Consider the following 23,944-nt stretch of genomic DNA (forward strand, 5'->3'; position numbering starts at 1 on the left):
AGGTCTATCCGCACCCGGACATCGCATCTCTCCTCTCCGAGCTTCGCCAGCTCGAGCCGCGTGCCCGCGCATTCGCGGTGTTCAGACCTGCAATCGAGAATCTCAGGTTCGAAAGACGTCAGGAGCATCCTTAGGGTCAACTCCATGAATCGAGCAAGGTCGGGCCCTGGCCCGTGTCCTGCTAAGGCTGAAGGGCAGAGCGCCCGTGACGGCTTCCCCCCCCGCCGTCGAATGGGCGCTCTTTTTTTTGTGTTCTTCGTCCGGGGCGCGAGGTCCTAGCGCTCGCGCAGCCGGACCACCCGGTCGCGCCAGTGCTGGAGATCGAGCGCGGAGAAGACCGCTGCGGCGCGCGCGATCTGGCGATCGCGCTCCGGATCGCGGCGCGGGAGGTGCCGCGCGAGCTCGAAGCGGGCGCGCGCCTCCTCGACGGGCAGGCCGCGCTGCAGGGCGTCGTCGATCGCAGCGGCCCAGAGCCGCCTCGCGCGCGCGTGGCCGCCGGCGAGCCACGCGGCGAGGCCGCGCAGGCGGAGCGAGGTCGAGCGGCCGAGGGGGAAGATGCGCGCGTACCGGCCGAGCGCGCGGCACGCCTCCGCAGAGAGGTGTGAGAGCTCGCGCCGCTCCGCCGGGCCAGGGGCGTCCTCGAGCAGCGCGAGCAGCACCTCGCACGTCGCGGCGTACCCGTACAGGCAGTGGTAGCCCGCCGGCTGTCCCTCGCGGAGCATGGGGAGCGTCCGCTCGGCGGCCGCGCGAGCCTCGCCTTGCGCGCCGCGGAGCAGGTGCCCCAGCGCGACCTGGCCGTGCGTGATCTGCTGCGTGCGGTCGCCGAGCCGCTGCACCTCGGCCGACAGCGCGTCGAAGATGGCGATCGCGCCCTCGCCGTCGCCGAGCAGCAGCCGGCACTGCGCGCGGCCGCTCTCCGCCCAGATGTGGCCCTGCGCGTTGTCGCTCTCGCGCGACGCGACCACCAGCGCGCCGTACAGGTCGAGCGCCTCCCTCCAGCGGCCCTCGGAGTACGCCGCGCCGGCGAGCAGCGTGATGCACTCCTCCTTGCGGCGGCGGTCGTGCAGCGCCTCGGCCAGCCGCTCGGCCTGGGTGAGCAGCGCCCGCGCGTCGCGGCACCGGCCCTCGCCGAGCGCCGTCAGCCCGCGCAGGCACGAGACGAACGCGACGCCTTGCGGGTCGTCGAGCGCCGCGGCGACCGCCGTCGCGCGCGCGGCGTACGCGTCGACGACGGCCTTCCACGGGACGTACCCGAACGCGACGCTCAGGGTCGCGTACCCGCGCGCGAGCGCGAGCGACGGGCCGAGCCGCGCCGCGGCGTTGGTCGCCGCCAGCGCGGCCAGGAAGGCGAGCGTCGGCTCGTTGCGGAACAGGTAGGTCTCCGACAGCTTCTCCGCCGCGAGCGACGCCTCGGCGAGGCGCTCGCGCTCGGCCGCGTCGCGCGCGACCGGGGCCGGCAGGCCAGCGACGTGCGCGAGCTGCAGGCCGAGCTGCTTCAGCGAGGCCATCGCCCGGCGCAGGCGCTCCCCGAGGCCCGCGCGGCCGCTCGCCGCGCGCTCCCCCGCGCGGAGCCACGCGGCCTCGTCCCGGGAGAGCAGCTCCAGCGCCGCCGCGCAGTGCCGCTCCGCGCCGAGCAGATCGCCGAGGTTGTAGTGGGCCTGGCCGAGCCGCCGCTCCCAGCGCGCGCGCCGGATCGGCGGCGCGCGCTCCTCCGGCGGGTGTGCGCCGTCGAGGTCGAGCGCCCTCTTGTAGAAATCCACCGCGTCGCCGGAGGCGCCCGTCGCGAGGGCCTGGGCGCCCGCCTTGTCGAGGTACTCCAGCGTCTCCTGGACGGCGCCGGCGATTCCATAGTGGTGGGCGAGGAGCGGGTACGACAGCGCGAGGCCCGGCGCGTCGCGGTGGCGCTGCTCGATCGCGCGCGCGGCGGCGGCGTGCAGGGCCCGCCGCTCCAGCTCGGGGATGCCCGCGTAGACGATCTCCCGCAGCTTGTCGTGCACGAAGCCGAGCCGCCCCGGCTCCGTCTCCTCGAGCACGTGGCGGCGGGCGAGCTCCGCGAGCGCGTCCATGGCGTCGACCTCGGCGAGGCCCGCGGCGCCGAGCAGCAGGCGCTCCTCGAGCTCGCGGCCCAGCACCGAGGCGAGCCGCGCGAGCGCGAGCGCCTCGCGGCTCAGCCCCGACAGCCGGCGCGCCACGAGCTCGCGCAGCGAGCCCGGCAGCGGCAGCGGCGCGGGCGGCTGGCTCCCGCGCGCGGCGCGGGCGAGCCGCTCTGCGGCGGCGCCCTCGGCGCCCGCGCGGATCCGCCACGCGTAGGCCTCGTCCCGGTAGATCACCCGCTCCTGGATCGCGGCCCGGAGGTACTCGGCGATGAAGAACGGGTTCCCCTCCGACTGCTCGAAGAGGTACTGCACGAACGCCTCCGGCGGCTCGTCCAGGGCGAGCATGTCGCGCACCATCCGCCCGACCGAGCCGCGGTCGAGCCGCCCGAGCTCGAGCCGCGAGGCCCACGGGGCGCCGAGGAGCGAGGAGAGCGCGGGCGACGTCTCCTCGGTCCGGTACGCGCACAGGAGGACGACGGGGTGGGCCGCGAAGTAGTCGGCGTCGAGGTGCTCGAGGACGGCGCGCGAGTTCTCGTCGGCCCACTGGAGGTCGTCGAGCACGAGCAGGACGGGCCGCGCCGCGGCGAACGTGGCGAGCGTGTCGGCGAGCGCGGTCCGCAGCCGGTAGCGGGCCGCGTCCGGCGGCAGCTCGGGCGGCTCGGGGTAGCGGTCGTGGCCGTGGAGCTGCGCGAGCGACGGCTCGTGCGGCGCGAGGACCCTGCCGCGCGGACCGAGCAGCGCGTCGTAGCCCGCGGGGCCGAGCTCGTTGCACCTGTCGGCCACCGCGAGCAGCAGCGGGCGGAACGGGTGCAGCGGCGCGGCCTTGACCGCGCCCTCGCGCTCGACCTCGGCGGACACGGCCGCGCACGCGCCCGTGACCACGGCCATGCGGTTGAGCGCCGCCTGGTGCGCCGCCTCGACGGCGAGGCGCGTCTTGCCCACGCCGCTCTCGCCGCCGACGACGACGAGGCTGCCCTGGCGCCGCTCGTGGGCGCGCTCGAGCGCCGCGGTGATCTGCTGCAGCGCCTCCTCGCGCCCGGCGAGGCGCGGCCGGTACAGGTATGGCTGCGCGTTCGGCACGCGCACGCGCACGCGCCCGCGCGCGCCCGCCGCGCCGCTCCAGTCGTGCGGCGGCGTGTCGGCCGCGCCGAGCTCGGCGAGGGCGGTCGCGACCTCGTCGGCGTAGCCGAGCCGGTCCTCGGGGCGCTTCTTCAGGAGCCGCGCGATGAGGGCGTCGAGCGCGGGAGGCACGTCGGCGACGAGCTCGGAGGCCGGGAGCGGCTCGGCGTAGAGGTGCATGGACAGCACGACGGAGCTCGAGTCGCCGAGGAACGGGACGCCCCCGGTCACGGCCTCGTAGATCATGCAGCCGAGCGCGTAGAGGTCCGCGCGCGCGTCGACGAGGTCGCCGCGGATCTGCTCGGGGGACATGTAGTCGGGGCTGCCCATCAGCCTGCCGCCCGCCTGGAGCACGTCGCGCCCGGTGTGCCCCTCGAACTGGAAAGCGAGGCCGAAGTCGAAGAGCACCGGCGTGCCGTCCGGGCGGATGAACACGTTGTCCGGCTTGAGATCGCGGTGGACGAGGCCCCGGCCGTGGACGTACGCGAGCGGCCGGCAGATCGCGCGGAGGAGCGTCAGCGCCTGGCGGAGCGCGCCGCCCGCCGCGCGGTGGAACGGGCGCGGCGCGAAGGGCTGGCACGAGCGCGGGAGGATCGACGCGGGCGCGATCTCCGCCGTCGCGGTGCTGGCCTGCGCGTTCATGGCCGTGGAGACGCTCACGGTCGGCTCGGTGCTCACGCTCCCGCGGGCGCGCCAGCGCTCCTGGTTGTGATCGCGGAGCGTGCGCCCCTCGATCAGCTCCATCGCGTACCACGGGATCCCGCCCTGGACCCCCTCGTCGAGCACCCGCACGACGCCCGGGTGCTCGACGCCGCGGAGCGCGTGGATCTCGCGACGGATGCTGGAGACGAGGCTCTCGTCGCCCACGCTGACGGTCTTCAGCGCGGCGAGCGCGCCCGTGACGCTGTGCTGAGCGCGGTAGACGACCCCCATCCCGCCGCGGCCGAGCGGCGCGAGCACCCGCCACGGCCCGATGGACACCGGGACATCCGGAGGGTGCCTGGCCTGTTGCGAGCTCGGCGTCGTGATCATCGAGGGACCGACGCAGCCTTGGCCCGGGCCTGGATTCGCCCCAGGTGGTAGGTCAAAAGCGGTTTCCCGACATCCACGCTGGAGCTGAGTACATCCACCCGACGGCGCGCGATGATGTCACGGCGCGGCCGACCGTACAACAGGTCTGTGTGCCGGCCAGCTCATCGCACGAACGCCGCGCGGCGGGGCTGCCGCACCGACAGGCGACTACACATGAGGCAGCGGAGCGTGGCTATCGAGGCTCGCGCCGGGGCGGAGGCGCGGCGCGTCTCGAGTCGTTGCGCCGCCGTCGCGCCGCCGTCGCGCTGCGCCGTGCCGTCGCCGCGCCCCGCGGCCGCGCGGCGCGTGCACGGAGGGAGCGCCGGCGCGCGGGCCCTCTGGACGCCAGCGCCGCGCGAGACACGGTGAACCCGGGACTCTGCGGAGGCGCGCTCTGCCGCCGCGGTCGTCGCCGCACGTCGAGAGGCGATGTCGAGGCGCGCCCCGCCGCGCGGCGCTCGCGCGGGGACGTCTCGGTCTCTCGCGGCGAGCGGACCGCCGGGGATCGCCTGCTTTCCCCGCTTGGTGGATTCGACATCTCCGATGTCGTTGTCCTGTTTCATCGAGCTTCGATCGCGCCGTGCGATCCCATCGTGCACAGCTGAGCTCGCGGTACACGGTTTGCTCCCGGTGCGCTCACGGCCCGCGCAGGCGGCCGCACTTAGAAAGGGAACCAACGAATGAAGCATTCGACTCATCTCGGGGCCTTGTTGACCGTCCTGTTCCTCGCCGCGTGCGGCGGCGAAGGTGCAGATTCCGCCCCGACGGACAGCGCCGTGAGCTCCAAGCAGCTCAGGGATCTGACGGCCGATGACGTCCAATCCGCCTGCGATTCGCTCGCGGCGAGGGTGAAGCTCTCCAAGGAAGATGCCTGTGAGTACCTGGGCCTCGTCGCGTCTCCCGCCGTCGGGCAGCCGTGCGGCACGGTGAAGGACGAGTGCCTCTCCACGGCCGACGAGGCGGCCGCGGAGCAGGACGACCACGCAGCGGATTGCATGCCTCCGACCGAGCACCGCGCAGGCTGCTCCGCCACGGTGGCCGAGTACGAGGTCTGCTTGCTCGCCCAGACGCAGCGGGTCCGGGCGCTCACGTGCGACTCGGCGCTGAGCTCGCTCGAGACGGCTCCTCCGGAGTGTGATGCGGTGGCGCGCAAGTGCCCGCAGATCCTGGACGCGGGCGGAGACCAGGGCGCCGAGAGCCCCTGAACACGGCGTCGGGGCGCGGGCGGCCACCGATCATGGGCGATCGATCATCGATGATCGCGCTCGACGTGGACGCACGGCTCGCTGCCTGAACGAATCGACGGTAGGCACGACACGGCCGCTTGGCGGCCGTGAGTGCCATTGTCCTACCTCTGTTTCCCTGGATCTTTTGATTCCTACCGATATTCGTGCTCGTCCGCGCCTTCCACGGCATCTCGGCGTATGATGGGCTCCGCAGCCGGCGCGCCCGGGGAGGTTCAAGCCTCGGCGTCTCGGCTCAAGCGAAGTCGCGGCTCGCGCCGAGGGTTCGCTGGCACAGAGGAGGATTTCATGAAGATCACCAAGGTTTCCGGAGTGCTCGCCCTGCTGCTGATCGCCGCCGCGGCTGCTTGCGGCAAGAGCGAGCAGCCGGCTGAGGCGAACGCGACGGTCGAGGTGACCGCCACCGCCACCACCGAGTCGGCGATCGGCGAAGGCGCTTACGTCGAGGAGCACGAGAGCGGCAAGGCCGCCTTCAACGTCGCTGCCGACGGGAACGTCAAGGCCGCGGTCACGGGTCCGGACGGCAAGCCGATCCGCGAGGACGTCAGCGGTACGCTGGTGTGGAAGGACGCTTCCGGGGAGAAGACCGTGCCGCTCACGCTCGACGCGAAGACCGGCCTCCTGGTCGCCGCCGGCCCCAAGCTGGAGGCGGATCTCACCGAGATCGGCTACACGCTCAGCGTCGCCGGCAAGCCGTGGAACGGGACGCTGCACGTGCCCGCAGGCGGCACCGCCGAGCTCTTCGCCAACGCCAAGGCGTCGGCGGCGCTCGGGCTGCCGGAGGGCAAGCTCGGCCCGCATGGCGGGCGCATCGAGATCGTGGGCGACGACCGCCTCGAGCTCCTGGTCGACGAGGTGACCGGCGAGGTCCGCGTCTATGTGCTCGACGCCGACCTGAAGCCCATCGACATCGGCGAGCGCAAGATCACGCTCGGCGTGGTGGCCGAGGCGCCGCAGGTGGTCGTCCTCGCTCCGGCGGTCGCGACCGCGGACGTGGCCGCGACCGCGGCGGCGGGGGTGGCCGCGGGGGCGTACCTGACCGGCAAGCTCGCGCTCGCCGCCGATCCGCTGAAGCTGACCATCGCGGTGCGGAACGCGGGTCGCTCGGCGGTGGCCCTGTGCGGCTACCGTGCCGGGGCGGCGTTCGCCGTCCACGCGCGCGCCCCGCGGGTGAAGGTGCGTGTGAAGACCGACTGGGATGCACACGTGCACGCGCTCGCGAACGCCGACCTGAAGGCGAAGGCCGACATCGACCCGAAGGTCCACGTCCACGCGGGGGCCGGCGCCGCTGCCAAGGCCAACGCGAAGGCCAACGTCCACGTCAAGGCGCCGAGCATCCGCGTGACGCCGCCCAGCGTGAACGTGCAGATCAAGGCGCCGAAGATCTCGATCCCCAAGCCGAGCTTCAAGGCGTCGGCGTCGGCCCGCGCGAGCGCGGGCGCCAAGATCGGGGCGCATTGATGCGACGCGCGGCGGTGACGGGCGCGCCTGTCACCGCCGCCATCCCAGCGACGCGGCGTGCTCCGCGGCGCGATGGGGGCGAGGGGGGCCAAGGCGGGCCGTGCCAGGTTTCCGCGGTGAGACCCCCTGAGCTCAGGTGCGCGGCGCCGTTCGAGGGAACCGCAAAGGGATGCGGGACAGCGCCTCGCGCCGAGCCTGGTATTGACCAATGATCGCTGGAGCGTGCACGATGGTCGACCGCGGCTGGCGTGCACCCGGGTCCGCACGAGAGGCGCTCGTGGGGTACCGGGATGCGTGGCCCGGAGGACCCTTGGCGTGTCAGGCAGGCTCGTCGCCTGCCGTCAATGGCACCGCCACGGAGAGCGATCTCGAAGGAAATGGCCCTCGGGGAGAACGTCCACGACGGCATGGCGATTGCTCACTCCTCCGCGGCCGCGCATCAGCGCGGCCAGACCGTGAACGGTCGGAGGTTATCATGAAGAAGCTCGTGTCTTTCGGTCTCGTTGGCGTGGCCCTCGTCCTCGGCGCCGGGGCGGCGTCCGCGGGCGTGAAGCTCAATGGCGTGAGGCTCAACGGCGCTGCGTGGAACGGCGGCGAGTGGAACGGCACCTCGGTGACCACCGGAATGAAGGTCGCCGGCGTGAAGCTGGTCGACGGTCGTCTCATCCGCCGCTGACCCGCCGCTCACCGGAGAGGTAGGACGACCATGGTCTCCACGCTCGAGCCGCGCAACGCGCGCAAAACCAACGTGCTCGCTGCCGTCGCGCTGGCCGCTGCGGCGCTCATGGCAGGGTGCGAAGGCTCGTCCTCCGGATCGCCGATCGGCGCCGGGGATGTGCTCGAAGCGCGCGACGAGCGTGGAGCCCCGGTCACGCTGCGGATCGACGCTGTCGAGAACGACGCGAAGGACGCGGACGGCGATCTCTTCCTCTATACCGTCTCGTACCGCGATCCTCAGGGAGGCGACTGGAAGCCCTATTGTCGGCCAGATCGCGACGGGAGGATGGTCGCCATACCGCTGCAAGGCTACTGGAAGGCCTCCGGCGATTACGTGGCAGCGGAGGACGTGATCACGTTCGGATGCACGAGCGGCGTCGTCGGAAAGTGCGCGCGCTGGGGCTACAAGCCATGGAAGACGGTGGGCGGCGTGTCCCTTCGGAATCACCACCTCGCGTGCGTGCGGATGGCGCGCGCCGACTACTGCGGCGATGGACGGTCCCATACGCGCGAGGGCACGCGCATCCAGATCTACGATCGGCTGGGGATCCAGAAGCGCGAGGAGGAGGCGGGCATGGTCTTCGAGGCCGCCTGGGGGCCCGAAGGGGCCGTGTACGTCGGGAAGGCCCGCTACGCCGAGCCGCTCGAATCGCTCGTGGGTCAGTGCGAAGGCCGTCTCCGCGGGCGTACGCGCCTCGATACCGAGAGCCTCGACGCGCGCTCCGTCGCGGAGCGCTACCCAGAGGCCCTCCTGTTCAACGAATCGCAGGTCGTCGCCGAGTCACCCTGAGCAGGCGCCGCCTCGACCATCGATGAGGCGGCGCGACATGCGTCGTGGGATCGCGGTTCGTCGAGCGCGCTCAGCCGGACAGCGCGCGATAATCGATCTTCCCCGTCGAGGTCCGCGGCAGCTCGTCCATCGCGACGATCGTGTCCGGGACCATGTACGGGGGCAGCCGCTCCGCAAGATACAGCCTGAGCGAGCGATCGTCCGCGTCGCCCGCGAGGGCGACGAAGCCGCGCAGCGTCTTGCCGAGGCGCGCGTCCTCCACGGCGATCACCGCGGCCTGGCGCACGGCGGGGTGCGACGCCAGCGCTGCCTCGACCTCGCCCGGCTCGACCCGGTAACCCCGGATCTTCACCATCCGGTCGATGCGGCCCCGGAAGTAGAAGAGCCCGTCGGCCTTGCGCTCCACCCGGTCGCGGGTCCGGTACGGGCCGCCGTTCACGGTCGTCGGCCCCGAGACCACGAGCTCGCCCGTCCCGGGGCCCTCGATGACCTGGCCGCTCTCGCCGCCCGCGTCCAGCGCGAGCAGCGCGCAGTCGGCGTAGGGGCACGCGACGCCGATCGGGACCTCGTTCGCCCCGTCGAGCGCCGCGCGATCGACCCGGTGGAACGTGCACACGTTCGTCTCGGTCGGGCCGTAGAGGTTGTAGAGCGCCGCGCCGGGCGCCCGTGCCGCCAGGGCCGCGAGCTCGCGCGGCGGGAAGACCTCGCCGGCGAAGAGGATGGCGCGCACGGGCGAGAGCGCGAAAGCCGGCGCCGGCGCGCCCGCGTCCGCCGCGGGGAGCGCCGCGACGAGCTTCATGAACATCGACGGCACGCCGTAAATGACCGTCGGCGCGAGCGCGCTCACCGCGTCGCGGAGCGCGCGGCCCGAGGCGAGGTCGCGCCGCGCCATCGTGGCGAGCGTCGCGCCCGCGCGGAACGTCGCGAGGTGGTCGAACCAGGCGAGATCGAAGACGAGCTCGGCCACGCGGAGGACCCGATCCGCCGGCGTGAGCCCGACGAGGTCGATGCAGAACGCCGTGAACGCGTCGAGCCCCGCCCACGTGATGGGGACCGGCTTCGGCTCGCCCGTGCTGCCCGACGTGTGCAGGATGCACGCGACGTCCACCGCGACCGCGCCGCCGTCGCCGCTCGCCCCGCCGCCGACGCCCGCGTCAGCGCGCGCGGCCCCGCGCAGCGCGCGCCCCTCGGCGTCGAGCTCCACGCGCGGCAGGCCGCCGCCGAGCTCGGCGTCGATGCCGTCCGCGAGGCCCGCGGCCGCGGCGTCGAGCACGAGCGCCCGGCACCCCCGGGCCCGCGCGATCCGCCCTAGCCGCGCCGGCGGCGCTGTCGCGTCGAGCGGGACCGCCACGGCGCCGGCCGTGAGCACCCCGGCGAGCGCCACCGGCTCGTCGTGCGCCCGGCCCAGCGAGAGCAGCGCCACCCGGTCGCCCGGGCGCACGCCCGCCCCGGCGAGCGCCGCGCCCACGGCCGCCGCGCGCGCCGCGAGCTCGGCGTAGGTCACCGCGGCGCCGCGCGACGCGAGCGCGACGGCGTCGCCGCGCGAGGCCAGGTCCTCGGCGCGCAGGCGGAACGTGCCGGCCACTCGCTCCCCGCTAGCCCTGCGCGGCCGCGATGCGGCCGGCAACGAAGCGCGCCATGCTGTCCACGGTCGACACCGCGTCGAGGTCCACCTCCTCGTCCGGGATCTTCACGCCGAAGCGCTGCTCGATGAACACGAGCACCCGCGTCAGCGACATCGAGTCGAAGCCGGACCCGCCCGCGAAGAGATCCTCGTCCAGGGCGAGCGGCGCCTTGCGCAGCAGGATCTCCTTCGCGATATGGTCGTGCAGCGCGCGCCGCACCGTGTCGAGATCGTAGGTCACCGCGATCGTCCCTTTCCAGCCGAAGCCCGGGCGCTCAGCCGATGGCCGGCGTCGCCTTGCGGGCAAGATAGTCGATGAGGTCGATCTTGGACACGACGCCGAGCACCGTCTCCTTGTCGACGACGAGCGCGATCTTCGCGTCGCTCAGGACGCCCTTCAGGAGCTCGACCTTCGTCGCGGGCGTCACGGTCGCATAGTCGCTCTCGACGAGCCCGCCGATGCTCGAGTCGAGCGTGCCGCTCCCCGTCACGAGGTGCCGGAGCAGGTCGATCTCGTGGACCATCCCGCGCAGCTTGCCGTCCTGGGTCACCGGGAGCTGGCTTATCCCGTGCGATTTCATCATGTCGATGACCTCGCGGACCCGGGCGTTCGCGTCGGCGGTGACCACCGCGCCGCTGGGCTTGACGGCGAGCAGGTCGCGCACCGTCCCGAGGCCCTTGTCCTCCTCGAGGAAGCCGTTCTCTCGCATCCAGTCGTCATTGAAGATCTTCGAGATGTACTTGGACGCGCCGTCGGGCAAAAGGACGAGGATGTTCTCCTTCTTCCCGCTCTGCCGCGCGTACTTGATCGCGCCGGCCACCGCCGCGCCCCCGGAGCCGCCCACGAAGAGGCCCTCGAGCCGCACGAGGTCCCGCGTCATGAGGAAGCACTCCTTGTCGTCGACCCGGATGATCTCGTCGATGATCTTGAGGTTCATCGTGCTCGGGAAGAAATCCTCGCCGATCCCCTCGACCTTGTAGGCAAACGGCTTCGTGATCCGCTGGGTCTTCACGTAATCGTAATAGAGCGAGCCGACCGGGTCGACGCCGACCATCTTGATCTCCGGCTTCCTCTCCTTGAGGAACTTGCCAATGCCGCTCAGGGTGCCCCCTGTCCCCATGCCGGCGACGAAGACGTCGAGCTCGTCGCCGCACTGCGCCCAGATCTCGGGGCCGGTGGACTGGACGTGGGCCTCGGGGTTCGACGGGTTGTGGTACTGGTTCGCGTAGAAGCAGTTCGGCGTCTCGTCGGCGATGCGCTTCGCCACCTGGTAGTAGCTGCGCGGGTCGTCGGGCTCGACGGCGGTGGGACAGACCACGACGCGGGCGCCATAGGCGCGCAGCGTCGCGATCTTCTCCTGCGACATCTTGTCCGGCATGACGAAGACGCACTTGTATCCCCGGATGGCCGCGACCATGGCGAGCGCGGCGCCCGTGTTGCCGCTGGTCGCCTCGACGATCGTCCCGCCGGGCTTGAGCCCGTTCGCCTCGGCGTCGCGGATCATGTTCAGCGCGACCCGATCCTTGTGGCTGCCGCCCGGGTTCAGGTACTCGCACTTCACATAGATGTCGCTCTCGAGCCCCTCCGTGACCCGGTTCAGCTTGACGATCGGCGTGTCGCCGACGGCCTTCGTGATATCGCTGCGCGCGCCTCGCATCATGGGGAGACCTCTTAGCCGCCGCCCGCCGCAGCGACAAGGGGAGTCCGCGAGCGCGGCGGCGCCGCGAGAGGCGGGCTCGCCACAGCGCTGGCGAGCGCGCGCCCGCCGTGACTGCCGGGCCCGGCCGTCGGCCATCCTTCCTATCCTCCCTAGAAGAGACAGTAAAAGAAGTTGTGTTTACGATGGGGGCCACTCTGCCCCTATCCGGCACGTCATCGTCATGGGTTCAAAGGCCCTGACGGTGGCGAGCAAGCGCTCTTCCGGCGCGAGCCGCCGGGGCGCGGCGCTGACGCGCTGACGTCAACGCCACGCGGCGCTGCTGCGCGCGCCGGGGCCAGCGGACCGGCGGGCGATCTCGCGCCGCGCTCCCTGTGGTAGACTGGCGAAATGGCGTCCGAGCCGAAGATCCACCCGAGCGCCGAGACGGCGCTCCTCAAGGTCCGCTCCAAGGAGATCGCGTTCAGCCGCTTCCGCGTGCAGGTGACCGCCGGCCCGGACGCCGGGGCGTCCCAGACGTCGGACGCGACGGAGTTCGTGATCGGCACGGCGCCCGGCAACCAGCTCATCCTGAGCGACCGGGCGGTGTCCCGGCACCATTGCGTGATCTCGGTCACCCCCCGCGGGTTCTTGCTCCGCGATCTCGGCAGCAAGAACGGCACGACCCTCTCCGGCTTCCGCGTCGAGGCGGCCTATCTCCTGCCGGGCGCCTTGCTCGGGGTCGGGCAGTCCACGCTCCGCTTCGAGCCGCTGGCCGAGGAGATCCGCGAGCCGCTCGGCGACGAGGAGCGGTACGGCCGGGTGCTCGGGCAGAGCGCCGCGATGCGCCGCATCTTCGGGGCGCTGCCGCGGATCGCCGCGTCGGACTCGACGGTGCTGATCGAGGGCGAGACGGGCACGGGCAAGGGCCTGCTCGCCGAGGCGATCCACGAGAGCAGCCCGCGCGCTGGGGGGCCGTTCGTCGTGATCGACTGCGGATCCATCCCGCCGACGCTCATCGAGGCCGAGCTCTTCGGGCACGCCAAGGGGGCGTTCACGGGCGCGCAGGCGGCGCGCGCAGGCGCCTTCGAGGCGGCGCGGGGCGGCACCGTGCTGCTCGACGAGATGGGCGAGCTCCCGCTCGACATGCAGCCGAAGCTCCTGCGCGTGCTCGAGGAGCGGCAGATCCGGCGCATCGGCACGATCGAGCCGACCAAGCTCGATATCCGGGTCATCGCGACGACCAACCGCGATCTCCGCCAGGAGGTGAACCGCGGAAACTTCCGGTCGGATCTCTACTACCGGCTCAACATCGTCCGCCTCCGCGTCCCCGCGCTGCGCGAGCGCCCCGACGACATCGCGCTGCTCACCGCGCATTTCTACCGGCAGCTCGCCCAGGGGCAGGACCAGAGCCCCCCCGGCGAGCTGCTGGAGGCCTTCATGCGGCAGGACTGGCCGGGCAACGTCCGCGAGCTCCGCGGCGCGGTGGAGCGCGCGGTGCTGATGATCGATCCCGCGCTGTTCCGCGAGGCCGTGATGGGCTCCGAGGGGGCGGACAGCGGCGCTCCGGCGCTCCCGGCGCCCCGGGACGACGAGCTCAGCCTGTCGTTCCGCGAGGCGAAGGAGCGCGCCGTGGCGCGCTGGGAGCGCACGTTCCTCACGGCGCTCGTGCGCACGAACGGCGGCAATCTCTCGCGCGCGGCCCGCGCGGCGCGGATGGACCGCAGCCACCTGCGCGAGCTCCTCCAGCGGCACGGCGTCTCCGCGACGGAGGCGTGACGGCCGGGCCCGCGGGCCAGCGCCGGAGACGGCCGCGCGCGGCTGGTGAGTGGTGAGCGGCGAGGGCGGCGCCGGGGCGGCCCGCCCCGCCGGACCTCCGGCGGGCGGCGCCAGGGCGCCCTCTCGCTGGTTACTGATTGGCCTTCTGCCGGTTCTCTCCCTTGAGCTCCTTGGCCTTCCCTTCGGCGGCCATCTGCTCGTCGTCGACGAGCTTGCCGACTCGGTTCTTGATCGCGCCGGCGGCCTCCTCGAGCGCGCCCTTCGCGCGCTCCTCCGCCTTGGCGTCCTCCTTCTGTACCTTTCCCCGGAGCTCCTTGGCGCGGCCCTCCGCTTCCATCTGCTCGTCGCCCAGCAGCTGGCCGAGGCCCTTCTTGATCTTGCCTCCCAGCTCCTCGGCGGCCCCTTCATTGCGATCGCTTGCGTTGCTCATTGCATCCTCCTTGTGGCGTGGCCGCCGCAGAGCCTCTCTGCGGTGCGCCGCCGCCGTTGACCTCGCATTGGCAACCTCCGGATGTAGCAACCGGTGCGCCATCCCATCGCAATCGGTCTTTTCGAGGACGCGGAAGGGCGAATGGGGCAGGCTACCTCGCCTGCGCTCTGCCTCTGGGCTCGCCTGAGGCAATACGCCACGCGGCGGCCAAGCAAGCAGTCCCACGATCCGACCGGACGGCCCCCGCTCTCCTGGAGGCGCACCGCGCTGCGGTCGGATTTCGCGGTGAATCCGGCGATGCGGGGGCTCTGTCCGCGGCGTTCAGCTCGGCTGGGCGTCTGTGGAGAGCCGGGACTCCAGGGCATGGCGCGGCGTTTGCTGAACAGCCTGCATAGCAACGAGGAGCACTTCGCTCCTTTCTGGGAGGTTCACCATGTCGTTCATTCTCTTTCTCCTGTTTGGCCTCGTCGTCGGTGCTCTGGCGCGCCTCATCGTCCCCGGACGTGAGCCGGGCGGGTGGGTCGTCTCGATGATCATCGGCGTTGTCGGCTCGTTCATAGGCGGGCTGCTCGGCCGCATGCTGTTCATGTACCGTGAGGGTGAGCCGGCCGGCTTCTTCATGTCGCTCATCGGCGCCATCGTCCTGACCGCCGGCTATCAGGCGATCGCGCGGCGCCGTACGGTGGTATGAGCGGGCGGAGCGATCCTCTCTTGAGGCGCCACGCCCCCTACCGGGCGACGGCGCTGCATGAAGGAGCTCTCGATCCGCCGCCCCGATCTGTAACGTCCGGGAGCACCTCGGGCCGAGAGCAGGAGGCGCGGAGGAGGCGCCGCGGTCCGTGAGCGCCGCTCAGGCGGCGCGGCGCGCTCTCCTCCTGCTCGGCAGGCCGGAGGGGCCCTGCTCGTCGCACGGCCCATCCCCCAGGGTCGTACGACGAGCAGGGCCTTCGGCGGCCTGTGACACGCGGTCCAGCGCTGGCTCCGCATTTCCGCCGGCGCCGCGTCCGCTCGCCGGGTAACGCTTGACGCCGCAGGACGCTTTGGGCTTGCTAGCGGGCTCCGCGCTTTTGCCGAAGGTCCTGGCCATGTCGTTCTCGATCCTGCCCCCGCCGATCACGCCCCTCGCCGCGATCCTGCCGTCCGAGCCGCTGCTGCTCATGGGCGCCGGCCCGGTGCCCATCCCGCAGGCGGTGGCCCAGGCGAACGGGGTCATCATCAATCACCTCGGCCCCACCATGGACCGCGTCATCCAGAACGTGAAGTACATGGCGGCCTATGCGTTCCAGACGCGCAGCGACAAGATCCTCGGCATCGCCGGGCCCGCGTCCGCGGCGATGGAGATGGCCGTGGCGAACCTGTGCTGGCCCGGGCGCAAGGTCCTTTGCCTGAAGGTGGGGACGTTCAGCGGGCGCCTCGGCGAGATGGCGCTCGGCGTGGGCGCCGATGTCACCTTCCTCGAGGGGCCGCCCGGGCGGCCCGTGTCGCTCGCCGACGTGCGGGAGGCGATGAAGAAGCAGCGCTACGACGTCGTCACGATGGCGCACGGCGAGACGTCCTGCGGCGTCCGCATGGTCGAGATGCCGGAGATCTGCAAGCTCGCGAAGACGCAGGGCGCCCTCACGATCGTCGACGCGGTGGTCACGCTCACGGCCATGCCGGTGCACATGGACGAGTGGGGCATCGACGTCGGCATCGTCGGCGGGCAGAAGGCGCTGTCGTCGATCCCGGGCGTCTCGGCCTGCGCGTTCTCGCAGGACGCGTGGAAGGTCGTCGAGGAGCGCCCGCTGCCGCGCCCGCACTGGTGCTACGACGCGACGCGCGCGCAGCGGTTCTGGGGCTACCAGCAGTACCACTACACGGCGCCGGTGCCCGGCGTGCTCGCGCTGCACGAGGCGCTGCGCCTCGTCTGCGAGGAGACGCTCGAGCGGCGGTTCCGTCGCCACGAGATGAGCTCTCTGGCCATGCAGGCGGGCCTCGAGGCCATGGGGCTCGAGCTGTTCGCGTCGAAGGACGTGCGCCTCAACAGCGTGCTCGCCATCAAGCTGCCGTCCGGCGTCGATAGCGCGAGGATCCGCGAGTACATGACCAAGGCCTTCCGGGTCGAGATCTCGGGCGCCTTCGGCCTCAACGTCGTGCGCGTGGGCCAGATGGGCGAGCAGTGCCGCTCGCACAACCTGTTCAAGACGCTCTACGCGATGGGCATGAGCTTCCAGCGAGAGGGCGTGAAGCTCGACGTCGCCAAGGGAATGGCCGCGCTAGAGCAGGGTCTGGCGGGCGATCGCGATTACTTCGTGGACTAGCTCTGCCCCACGGTGGCCCGGTCCGGGATGGCCGGACCTCCGCGCCGCCTCGCGGCGGCAAGGGCTTGCTCGCGGCGCTTGCCGGCGTCGATCCGGCTCCGATGCGCGTCGAGCAGGTCGCTGCGCGTCAGGATCCCGAGGACCTTGCGGGGGGCCTGCCTGGACACGACAGGGAGCCTCCCCACCCCCTCGGTGACCATGTGATCGGCGGCTTCGCGCAAGGAGCTGTCCTCGAACACCACGGCGGGCGGCCGCCGGACCAGGTGGCGGATCGAGATGGTACCGGCCTGCTCGGTGAGCACATCGCGCTGGGTGACCACGCCGACGAGCTCCCCCCGATCGTCCACGACCGGGAAGCCCTGATGGCGAGAGCCCGCCGCCTGCGACAGCAGGAAGGCGCGGGCCGCCTCGACCGTATCGTCCGCGGCGAGCGTCACGACGGGGCGCGAGGCGGCCTCGCCGGCGGTGATCTGCGCCAGGTGATCGGCCGCGTATTCGCCCGGCACGCGCGCGCCGCGGCGGGCGATCTTCTCCGTCATGATGGAGTGCCGCATCAGCAGGCTGGAGACGAGGAAGGCCGCGCTGCAGCCGCCGAGCAGCGGCAAGAGCCCCATCGGCTGCCGCGTCGTCTCGAAGGCGAAGACGACGGACGCGAGGAGCGCCCGGGACGCGCCCGCGAAGATCGCCGCCATCCCGACGAGCCCGGCGACGCGAGGGTCCACGCCGAGCCCGGGGAGGAGCGCGGTCGCGGCCAGGCCGAGGATCGCGCCGAGACCGCCGCCGACGGTGAAGAGCGGCGCGAGCGTCCCGCCCGAGGTGCCGCTGCCGAGCGCGATCGACCAGGAGATGAACTTGAACAGCGAGAGCGACACGAGCGCGGCGAGCGCCAGGCGGCCGCTCAGGATGTCATCGATGTTGCTGTACCCGACCCCCAGCGTCCGCGGCGCGAAGTAACCGACGACGCCGATCGCGACGGCGCCGATCGCGGGCCACCACATCCAGTGGAGCGGCAGCCGCTCGAACGCCTCCTCGATCGCGTAGATCGCGCGGGTGGCGCCCATCGCCGCGAGGCCGAGGACCGCGCCGAGCACGATGTAGAACGCGAGCGCGGGGCCGGTCGAGGGCGCCACGGCCGCCATCTCGAACGCGGGCCCGGTGTGACCAGCGCAGAGGCGCGCCGCCGTCGCCGTGGTCGCGGCGAGGGCGACGGGGATCACGGAGCGCGGGCGGTACTCGAAGAGGAGGAGCTCGATCGCGAGCAGCACGGCTGCCACCGGGCTGCCGAAGGTCGCCGACATGCCCGCCGCCGCGCCCGCGGCGAGCAGCGTCTTGCGCTCGTCCGCGGTGATCCGGAGCAGCTGCCCGAGCAGCGATCCGAGCGCACCGCCGGTCGCGATGATGGGGCCCTCCGCGCCGAACGGACCGCCGGTGCCGATGGCGATCGCCGCGGAGAGCGGCTTGAGCAGCGTCATCCGCGGCGGGATGCGGCTCTGGTTGAACAGCACCTGCTCCATCGCCTCCGGGATGCCGTGGCCGCGGATCGCCTGGGAGCCGTAGCGCGCCATCACGCCGACGACGAGCGCGCCGAGGATCGGCACCACGAGCACGAAGAGGCCCAGGTGGTGCTCGGCGGGCGACGCGGGGGCGGCGGACAGCCGGCCGAAGAACGCGAGGTTCGTGATGACGGCGATGAGCGTTGTGAGCAGCTCCGCCGCGAGGAAGGCCACGCCGCCGAGCGCGATCGCGAGGCCGCTGACGAGGACGACCCGCCGGTCGACGGCGGCGCTGGGCGCGGGGACGCGGAGGTCCTCGAGGGTCGGGCCCATCGAGGGCGCGACCGGGATGCTCTCGGTGACTGTTGGAGGGGGGGCGTTCGATCTGGACAATTCAGCTCTCCTCGCGCTCTGTCGCTTCGGGTCCGGCTCCGGCGGGGGTCTCCTCGCCTTCGAAGAACAGCGGGGGGGCCTCGTCGCCGGCGCCGAGCGCCCGGGCGAGGGTGGCGAGGCTCTGCGCGAGCGCGCCGCGCTCGTCGGCGGGCAGGCGGTCGACGGCGGCGACGAGCTCGGCCTGCGCGGTGCGGGGCGCGCGGCGGAGCAGCGCGCGGCCGGCCGTGGTGAGCGAGATCTCGGTCCGGCGCGCGTCCTCGAGCGAGGCGCGCCGCGTGACCATCCCTCGCTCGGCCAGGCGCGTCACGACGACCGACACCGAGCTCTGGTGCGTCAGCGTGCGCTGCGCGAGCTCGGCGATCGAGGACGCGGCGGCCTGATCGAGCTGCTGCAGCACGAACAGCTGCGCGCTGCTCAGGCCGAGCTGCCGCTCGCACGCGCGCGACGAGACGCGCAGGCGCTGTACGATCGCGCGGATCGCATCCATGACCCGCTGCGCGTCGGGTCCGCCGGGGGCCTGCCGCGCGGGGCTCTTCCGGCGCGCCGTCGAGGAACCATGGGCTCCCATATAATTGCGCGGGAACCTACGCCGCTCGCCGGTCAACCGCAAGCAGTCTGCGGACCTCCGAGGGGCACGGGCGGATCGAGGCGGGCCGTCCTCGACGGGGTTGGTCGCGGGCGGCGGTGGATGGCGGCGGGCGCCGGTGCGGCGTGCGGCGTGCGGCGTCAGAAGCGCGGCGCGCGGGCCCGGAGGCAGCGCGCCGGGCGGACCGTGCGGGCGACGCTACGCGGGGCGTCGCCTGCGCGGGCGATCCAGGCTAAGAACCGGCCCTCCCATGACCTTCCAAGACCTCATTCTCACCCTGCAGAAGTTCTGGGCCGATCGCGGCTGCCTCATCGTGCAGCCGTACAACTCGGAGGTCGGCGCCGGCACCTTCAACCCGGCGACGTTCCTGCGCGCGCTCGGCCCCGAGCCCTGGAATGTGGCCTTCGTCGAGCCTTCCCGGCGGCCCGCGGACGGTCGTTACGGGGAGAACCCGAACCGTATGCAGCAGTTTCACCAGTTCCAGGTGATCCTCAAGCCGAGCCCGATCGACATCCAGGACCTCTACCTGGAGTCGCTGCGGGCGATCGGCACGAACCCGCTCGATCACGACGTCCGGTTCCTCGAGGACGACTGGGAGTCGCCGACGCTCGGGGCGTGGGGGCTCGGCTGGCAGGTGTGGATCGACGGGCTCGAGATCTCGCAGTTCACCTACTTCCAGCAGATCGGCGGGATCGACTGCCGCCCCGTGTCCGGCGAGCTCACCTACGGGCTCGAGCGGATCGCGATGTACCTGCAGGACAAGGACAGCATCTACGACGTGGTCTACTCGGACCGCGGCGGGAAGATCGTGCGCTACGGGGACATCTACCAGCGCGCCGAGTGGGAGTGGTCGACCTACAACTTCGAGGAGGCCGACATCGCCGAGCACTTCGCGGCGTTCGACGTCTGCGAGGCCGAGGTGAAGCGGCTCCTGTACCGGGGCGCGGATCCGGCGGCGAAGGGGGCGGCGATCGATCCGAAGAAGGCGCTGGTGCTCCCGGCCTACGATTTCGTCGTGAAGGCGGCCCACCGCTTCAACGTCCTCGACGCGCGGGGCGCGATCAGCGTCACCGAGCGGCAGCGCTTCATCGGCCGTGTCCGCGCGCTCGCGCGGGCGGTCGCCGAGACGTACGTCGCGCAGCGCGAGGCGCTCGGCTACCCGCTCCTCGGCGAGCAGCAGGCGAAGGCGGCGGAGTAGCGCGCAGCCGAGGCGGCGGGCAGCGCGCCGTCGCCTCGGCCGGGCCGCGCGTCGCGCAGCCTCAGCCGGGCCGCGCGTCGCGCAGCCTCAGCCGGGCGGGGTGTCCGGGATGAAGTCGCGGCGGGTGCAGATCGCGACGACGGGCAGCCCCGCGGCGCGGATCGCCTCCGCGCCGCCCTCGAGGCGGTCGACCAGGGCGATCACGCCGACCACGGAGGCGCCCGCGGTGCGGAGCTTTTCGACCGCCTTCAGCGTCGAGCCGCCCGTCGTGATCACGTCCTCGAGGATCGCGACGGGCATCCCGGGCACGAGGCCGCGATCGCCCTCCACGAGGCGCCGCGAGCCGTGGTCCTTGACCTCCTTGCGCACGTAGAGGGCGGGGAGGGGGCGGCCGCGCAGGAAGCTCGTGAGCGACACAGCGCTCGCGAGGGGGCAGCCCCCGAGCTCGACGCCGGCGACGGCCTCGCACGGCGGGAGCGCGCCGAGCGCCTCGAACATGAGTGAGCCGACGAGGGCGTGGCCCTCTGCGGTCAGCACCGACTGCTTGCAGTCGATGAAGAAGTCGCTCTCCCGGCCGGACGCGAGGACGACGCGCTTCTGCTCGAACGAGCGCTCGCGCAGCAGCGCGACGAGCCGCTCCCGCTCCGAGGCGCCGACGGCGCTCACCGGCCGCCCCGCTTGCGCAGCGAGGCCTTCGCGGCCCCCTTCCTGAGCGCGGGGACGACAGGCGGCGGCGGCCCGCCGGCGCTCTCGGCCGCCTCGGACTCTTCACCCTCGCCGGCGCCCGAGGCCGATAGATCGGCCTCCTCGTCGTCGTGAACGGCCGCGAGGCGCGGCTCCGGCGCAGGGGCGGGCCTCGCCTCGACGACCGGGGCGGGGCGCGCCGCCGGCGCGGGGCGCGCGGGGGCAGGCGCGGCGCGCGGCGCAGGCCGGGCGGGCGGCGCAGGCGCGCGCGCCGGCCGCGCGGCCGCGGCGCGCGGCGCAGGTACAGCGGCGGCGGCCCGCGCCGGGGCGGGGGCGGCCGCCGCGGCGAGCGGCGCGCCGGTGGTGACGTTGCCGCGCACCAGGGCGCCCGCGTGGATGCCGATCTGCGGCGCGCCGAGGTCGCCGACCACGCGCGCGCCGGGCTCGAGGATCACGGCCTCGTCGCCGGAGATGTTCCCGGCGACGGCGCCGCGGACGACGACGCGCCGCCCGCGGACGTCGCTCTGGATGAGCGCGCCCTCGCCGATGGTGACGTCGCCGGTCATGACGACGCTCCCCTCGACGCGGCCGAGGATCTCGAGATCCCCGTCGCCCTGCACGTTGCCGCGGATGGCCGTCGTCGGCCCGATCGAGGACTGGGCGGTCATCGGCTACACGTCCATGTCGACGTTGCCCTTGAACGAGGCTCCGTCCGCGATGGTCAGCCGCGACGCCTTCACGTCGCCGACGAGGCGACCGCCGGCGAGGAGATCGACGCGATCGGCCGCCGTGACGTTGCCGGTGACGTTGCCGCCCACCTGGAGCGACGCCGCCCCGATGTCCGCTTCGATCAGCGCCCCTGCGTCGATGGTGAGAGGCCCCTCGACGGTGAGCTTTCCGCGCACCGTCCCGGCGACGATCACCTCCTCGTCGGAGGTGATCTCGCCCTCGATCGTGAGCCCGTTTCCGATGATCGTACCCGCCACGTTCGTGCTCCTCGCCGCGCCCTCGCGGCGCGATTCTTCGTCCGTCAACGCGCGCTACCGCCCTGCCGGTTCACGCCGGGGGGCGTGCCCGCGCCCGGCGGTCGCCCGCTCCGAGAGCTCGGCCGGGAGGTCGAACTCCGCCTCGATGCGGCCGGCGAACGCCGCGCCTTCCTCGAGGATCACCTCGCTGCCGCCCACGTTTCCGGCGTACTGCGCGGTCGCCCGGATCGTGACGGGGCCGCGCGAGACAACGTCCCCCGTGAGCTGGCCGGAGACGACGAGCGAGCTCGCCTCGACGTCCCCGGTGACCGTCGCTCCGTCCTCGATCTCGAGGTCGCCAGCCAGCTGGATGTTCCCCTCGACGCTCCCCTCGACCCGGAGCGAGCCGTCGCCATGGACGCGCCCGCGGATGCGGGCGCCCCGTCCGATGAGCGATTCGGCAGCGTCCGATTCGCTGCGCGTCGTTGTCGAGCCTCGGGCCATTCTCGTCTCCTGTGCGCGGAGGGAGCCGCGCGAGCCGGGGCGCGCACCAGACGCCCGGCTCGTCCGCTGGAGCTGGGCGAACTGGATCGCTCCGCCCCGCGGCGGCGCGGACGCTACTCCAAGCGGCTGCGCCTCGCAACCGGCGGGCGGCCTCGGTGGCGGGCGCTCGATGGACTGACTGCAGGGGAGCCCTCGGGGGGAGGGGGACGGGTATCGAGGCGCGGGACCGGAGCACGCGGGCGCGCGTGGTGGGCGCTTCCTGCGGGGCTGGCTCGGGTGATACGGTCTCTCTTGACTGGGCTTTCCTTGCTCGCGACGCCTGCTGTGGTCCTGACGGCGAACCGACTCGGATGGCTCGGCGCGCGTCGCCCGTGTGGCGAGCGCATACCAACCCAACCCGGGGGGTTTCTCATGCGGAAGATAGCTATCGTGGGGTCTGGACAGGCCGGCTTGCTCGCGGCGCACGCCCTGGTGAAGGCCGGCTACCAGGTGACCCTCTACTCGGATCGCACGCCCGAGCAGTGGCTCAACGAGTCGAAGCCGACCGGCACCGCCGCGCGGTTCGATGTGGCGCTCGCGTTCGAGCGCGAGCTCGGCCTGGCCTTCTGGGAGGACGCCGCGCCCCGGGGCCACGGCGCCCAGCTGACCGCGTGCGCCGCCCCGGGCAACCGCCTCCTGACGCTGGCGGGCCGCCTGGAGCAGCACTTCTTCGCGATCGATCTCCGGCTCCAGAGCCACCGGTGGATGCTCGAGCTCGAGCGGCGGGGCGGCAAGATCGTGATCGAGCCCGTCACGATCGCGCGGCTCGACGCGATCGCCGCCGAGAACGATCTCACCGTCGTCGCTGCTGGACGGGGCGATCTGTGCAACCTGTTCGAGCGAGACGCCGCGCGCAGCGTCCACTCGGAGGCGCAGCGCAACGTCGTCATGATGTGCGTGACCGGCCCGAAGCTCGGGTTCGACGGCATCCCGATGCTCCCGGTCAAGTTCAACCTGTTCGCGGGCATCGGGGAGGCGTTCTGGGTGCCCTACCACCACAAGGACGTGGGACCGAGCTGGAACTGCCTCGTCGAGGCGGTGCCCGGAGGGCCGCTCGACAGGTTCCAGGGCGCGAAGTCAGGCGAGGAGATCATCGCGATCGCGAAGGGGCTGGTGAAGGAGCTCATCCCCTGGGACTACGAGTGGTTCAGGAGCGCCGAGCTGTCGGACAAACACGGGTGGCAGAACGGGCGGGTCGTCCCCGCGGTGCGCAAGCCCGTCGGACGGCTGCCCTCCGGCCGGATCGTGACGGCGCTGGGCGACACGGCGATGTCGATCGATCCGATCGGCGGCCAGGGCGCCAACAGCGGCAACAAGATGGCGCGCAACCTGGTCGAGTGCATCGTGCAGCACGGCGAGCGCCCGTTCGACGCCGAATGGATGACGCGCACCTTCGATCGCTTCTATGCGCGGCACGGCGGGCCCACCGACCGGTTCAACAACATCCTGCTCGCCGGGGTGACGCCATCGATGGCTCACCTCCTCATGGCGCAGTACGGCAGCGACGGGCGGGCGGACAACACGAGCGGGCAGCAGGCGCTCGCCAACGCCTTCGTGAACAACTTCAACGATCCGGCGCGGCTGACGGCGGTCCTCGAGGACGTCGGGCGGGTGCGCGCCTTCATCCGGCAGACGACCGGGAGGCCCTGGCCCCTCGCGCTCGCCGCAGGGGGCGTCGGCGTCGGCATCGCGCAGGTGCGGCAGCGCATCGGGCTCCCGCCGGGACACCCGGGCGCGCAGGTGCAGGCCGGGGGAGCGATCGCTTAGCCCCGCGCTGGGCGCCCGGTCTCGCCTCGTCGTCAGGCCCGGGGAGC

Annotated in this window: 20 protein-coding genes; 9 read left to right on the forward strand and 11 right to left on the reverse strand. The window is 72.6% G+C overall.

Features of this window, described 5'->3' with window-relative positions; translation table 11 throughout:
• Positions 1–275: 275 nt before the first annotated feature.
• Positions 276–4,247 carry a serine/threonine-protein kinase gene (locus WMF45_RS02415; protein WP_437715352.1) on the reverse strand — a complete coding sequence of 1,324 codons (3,972 nt, stop codon included), beginning with the start codon at positions 4,245–4,247 and terminating at the stop codon, positions 276–278.
• A gap of 719 nt (positions 4,248–4,966) precedes the next feature.
• Here WMF45_RS02415 and WMF45_RS02420 point away from each other — a divergent pair.
• The 4 genes from WMF45_RS02420 (at position 4,967) to WMF45_RS02435 (ending at position 8,498) form a co-directional block, all read left to right on the forward strand.
• On the forward strand, positions 4,967–5,491 hold the full coding sequence (locus tag WMF45_RS02420; protein ID WP_437715353.1) for a hypothetical protein: 525 nt from the start codon (positions 4,967–4,969) through the stop codon (positions 5,489–5,491).
• 327 nt (positions 5,492–5,818) lie between these two features.
• Positions 5,819–6,991 carry a hypothetical protein gene (locus WMF45_RS02425; protein WP_437715354.1) on the forward strand — a complete coding sequence of 391 codons (1,173 nt, stop codon included), beginning with the start codon at positions 5,819–5,821 and terminating at the stop codon, positions 6,989–6,991.
• 475 nt (positions 6,992–7,466) lie between these two features.
• Positions 7,467–7,667, forward strand: a complete 201-nt coding sequence (locus tag WMF45_RS02430) for a hypothetical protein (RefSeq protein ID WP_437715355.1) — start codon at positions 7,467–7,469, stop codon at positions 7,665–7,667.
• A 30-nt stretch (positions 7,668–7,697) separates the two neighbouring features.
• Positions 7,698–8,498 carry an ADYC domain-containing protein gene (locus tag WMF45_RS02435; RefSeq protein ID WP_437715356.1) on the forward strand — a complete coding sequence of 267 codons (801 nt, stop codon included), beginning with the start codon at positions 7,698–7,700 and terminating at the stop codon, positions 8,496–8,498.
• Between the two features lie 70 nt (positions 8,499–8,568).
• On the opposite strand, the gene WMF45_RS02440 is transcribed toward WMF45_RS02435, so the two are convergent.
• Genes WMF45_RS02440 through WMF45_RS02450 form a run of 3 tightly spaced genes read right to left on the reverse strand, consistent with a single transcriptional unit; the run spans position 8,569 to position 11,783 of the window.
• On the reverse strand, positions 8,569–10,083 hold the full coding sequence (locus tag WMF45_RS02440) for an AMP-binding protein (RefSeq protein WP_437715357.1): 1,515 nt from the start codon (positions 10,081–10,083) through the stop codon (positions 8,569–8,571).
• A 10-nt stretch (positions 10,084–10,093) separates the two neighbouring features.
• Complete coding sequence (locus tag WMF45_RS02445; protein WP_012233072.1) at positions 10,094–10,363, reverse strand: acyl carrier protein; 270 nt, start codon at positions 10,361–10,363, stop codon at positions 10,094–10,096.
• Between the two features lie 34 nt (positions 10,364–10,397).
• On the reverse strand, positions 10,398–11,783 hold the full coding sequence (locus WMF45_RS02450) for a cystathionine beta-synthase (RefSeq protein WP_437715358.1): 1,386 nt from the start codon (positions 11,781–11,783) through the stop codon (positions 10,398–10,400).
• A 387-nt stretch (positions 11,784–12,170) separates the two neighbouring features.
• Here WMF45_RS02450 and WMF45_RS02455 point away from each other — a divergent pair, with 387 nt between their 5' ends.
• Positions 12,171–13,538 (forward strand): sigma 54-interacting transcriptional regulator, encoded by a 1,368-nt coding sequence (locus WMF45_RS02455; RefSeq protein ID WP_437715359.1) that lies wholly within the window; start codon positions 12,171–12,173, stop codon positions 13,536–13,538.
• A 130-nt stretch (positions 13,539–13,668) separates the two neighbouring features.
• Here WMF45_RS02455 and WMF45_RS02460 read toward each other — a convergent pair whose 3' ends face one another.
• Complete coding sequence (locus WMF45_RS02460; RefSeq protein WP_437549159.1) at positions 13,669–13,968, reverse strand: CsbD family protein; 300 nt, start codon at positions 13,966–13,968, stop codon at positions 13,669–13,671.
• Positions 13,969–14,401: 433 nt separating this feature from the next.
• On the opposite strand from WMF45_RS02460, the gene WMF45_RS02465 reads away from it, so the two are divergent.
• Positions 14,402–14,659 carry a GlsB/YeaQ/YmgE family stress response membrane protein gene (locus WMF45_RS02465; protein ID WP_437549160.1) on the forward strand — a complete coding sequence of 86 codons (258 nt, stop codon included), beginning with the start codon at positions 14,402–14,404 and terminating at the stop codon, positions 14,657–14,659.
• 394 nt (positions 14,660–15,053) lie between these two features.
• Complete coding sequence (locus WMF45_RS02470; protein WP_437715360.1) at positions 15,054–16,268, forward strand: pyridoxal-phosphate-dependent aminotransferase family protein; 1,215 nt, start codon at positions 15,054–15,056, stop codon at positions 16,266–16,268.
• Here WMF45_RS02470 and WMF45_RS02475 read toward each other — a convergent pair.
• Together WMF45_RS02475 and WMF45_RS02480 are read right to left on the reverse strand one after the other, a co-directional pair.
• Positions 16,265–18,094: a chloride channel protein gene (locus WMF45_RS02475; protein WP_437719481.1), complete on the reverse strand. Its 1,830-nt coding sequence runs from the start codon at positions 18,092–18,094 to the stop codon at positions 16,265–16,267. The two genes, WMF45_RS02470 and WMF45_RS02475, sit on opposite strands and share 4 nt — an antisense overlap.
• 61 nt (positions 18,095–18,155) lie before the next feature.
• Positions 18,156–18,722, reverse strand: a complete 567-nt coding sequence (locus tag WMF45_RS02480; protein WP_437715361.1) for a MarR family winged helix-turn-helix transcriptional regulator — start codon at positions 18,720–18,722, stop codon at positions 18,156–18,158.
• A gap of 268 nt (positions 18,723–18,990) precedes the next feature.
• On the opposite strand from WMF45_RS02480, the gene glyQ reads away from it, so the two are divergent.
• Positions 18,991–19,938 carry a glycine--tRNA ligase subunit alpha gene (gene glyQ, locus WMF45_RS02485; RefSeq protein WP_012233080.1) on the forward strand — a complete coding sequence of 316 codons (948 nt, stop codon included), beginning with the start codon at positions 18,991–18,993 and terminating at the stop codon, positions 19,936–19,938.
• 87 nt (positions 19,939–20,025) lie between these two features.
• Here glyQ and pyrE read toward each other — a convergent pair whose 3' ends face one another.
• The 4 genes from pyrE to WMF45_RS02505 are packed head-to-tail and all read right to left on the reverse strand — an operon-like array spanning position 20,026 to position 22,091.
• The gene (gene pyrE / locus WMF45_RS02490) at positions 20,026–20,604 is read right to left on the reverse strand and encodes an orotate phosphoribosyltransferase (protein ID WP_437715362.1); all 579 of its coding nucleotides are present in this window, start codon (positions 20,602–20,604) and stop codon (positions 20,026–20,028) included.
• Positions 20,601–21,290 (reverse strand): bactofilin family protein, encoded by a 690-nt coding sequence (locus tag WMF45_RS02495; protein WP_437715363.1) that lies wholly within the window; start codon positions 21,288–21,290, stop codon positions 20,601–20,603. Before WMF45_RS02495 ends, pyrE begins: the two co-directional genes overlap by 4 nt.
• Positions 21,291–21,293: 3 nt before the next feature.
• Positions 21,294–21,608 (reverse strand): bactofilin family protein, encoded by a 315-nt coding sequence (locus tag WMF45_RS02500; RefSeq protein WP_012233083.1) that lies wholly within the window; start codon positions 21,606–21,608, stop codon positions 21,294–21,296.
• A 54-nt stretch (positions 21,609–21,662) separates the two neighbouring features.
• Positions 21,663–22,091 (reverse strand): bactofilin family protein, encoded by a 429-nt coding sequence (locus WMF45_RS02505; protein WP_437715364.1) that lies wholly within the window; start codon positions 22,089–22,091, stop codon positions 21,663–21,665.
• A 411-nt stretch (positions 22,092–22,502) separates the two neighbouring features.
• Between WMF45_RS02505 and WMF45_RS02510 the strand changes: the two genes are divergently transcribed.
• On the forward strand, positions 22,503–23,897 hold the full coding sequence (locus WMF45_RS02510; RefSeq protein ID WP_437715365.1) for a styrene monooxygenase/indole monooxygenase family protein: 1,395 nt from the start codon (positions 22,503–22,505) through the stop codon (positions 23,895–23,897).
• Positions 23,898–23,944: the final 47 nt, after the last annotated feature.

It is taken from the genome of Sorangium sp. So ce448, assembly GCF_051520915.1.
GTDB classification, from domain to species: domain Bacteria; phylum Myxococcota_A; class Polyangia; order Polyangiales; family Polyangiaceae; genus Sorangium; species Sorangium cellulosum_B.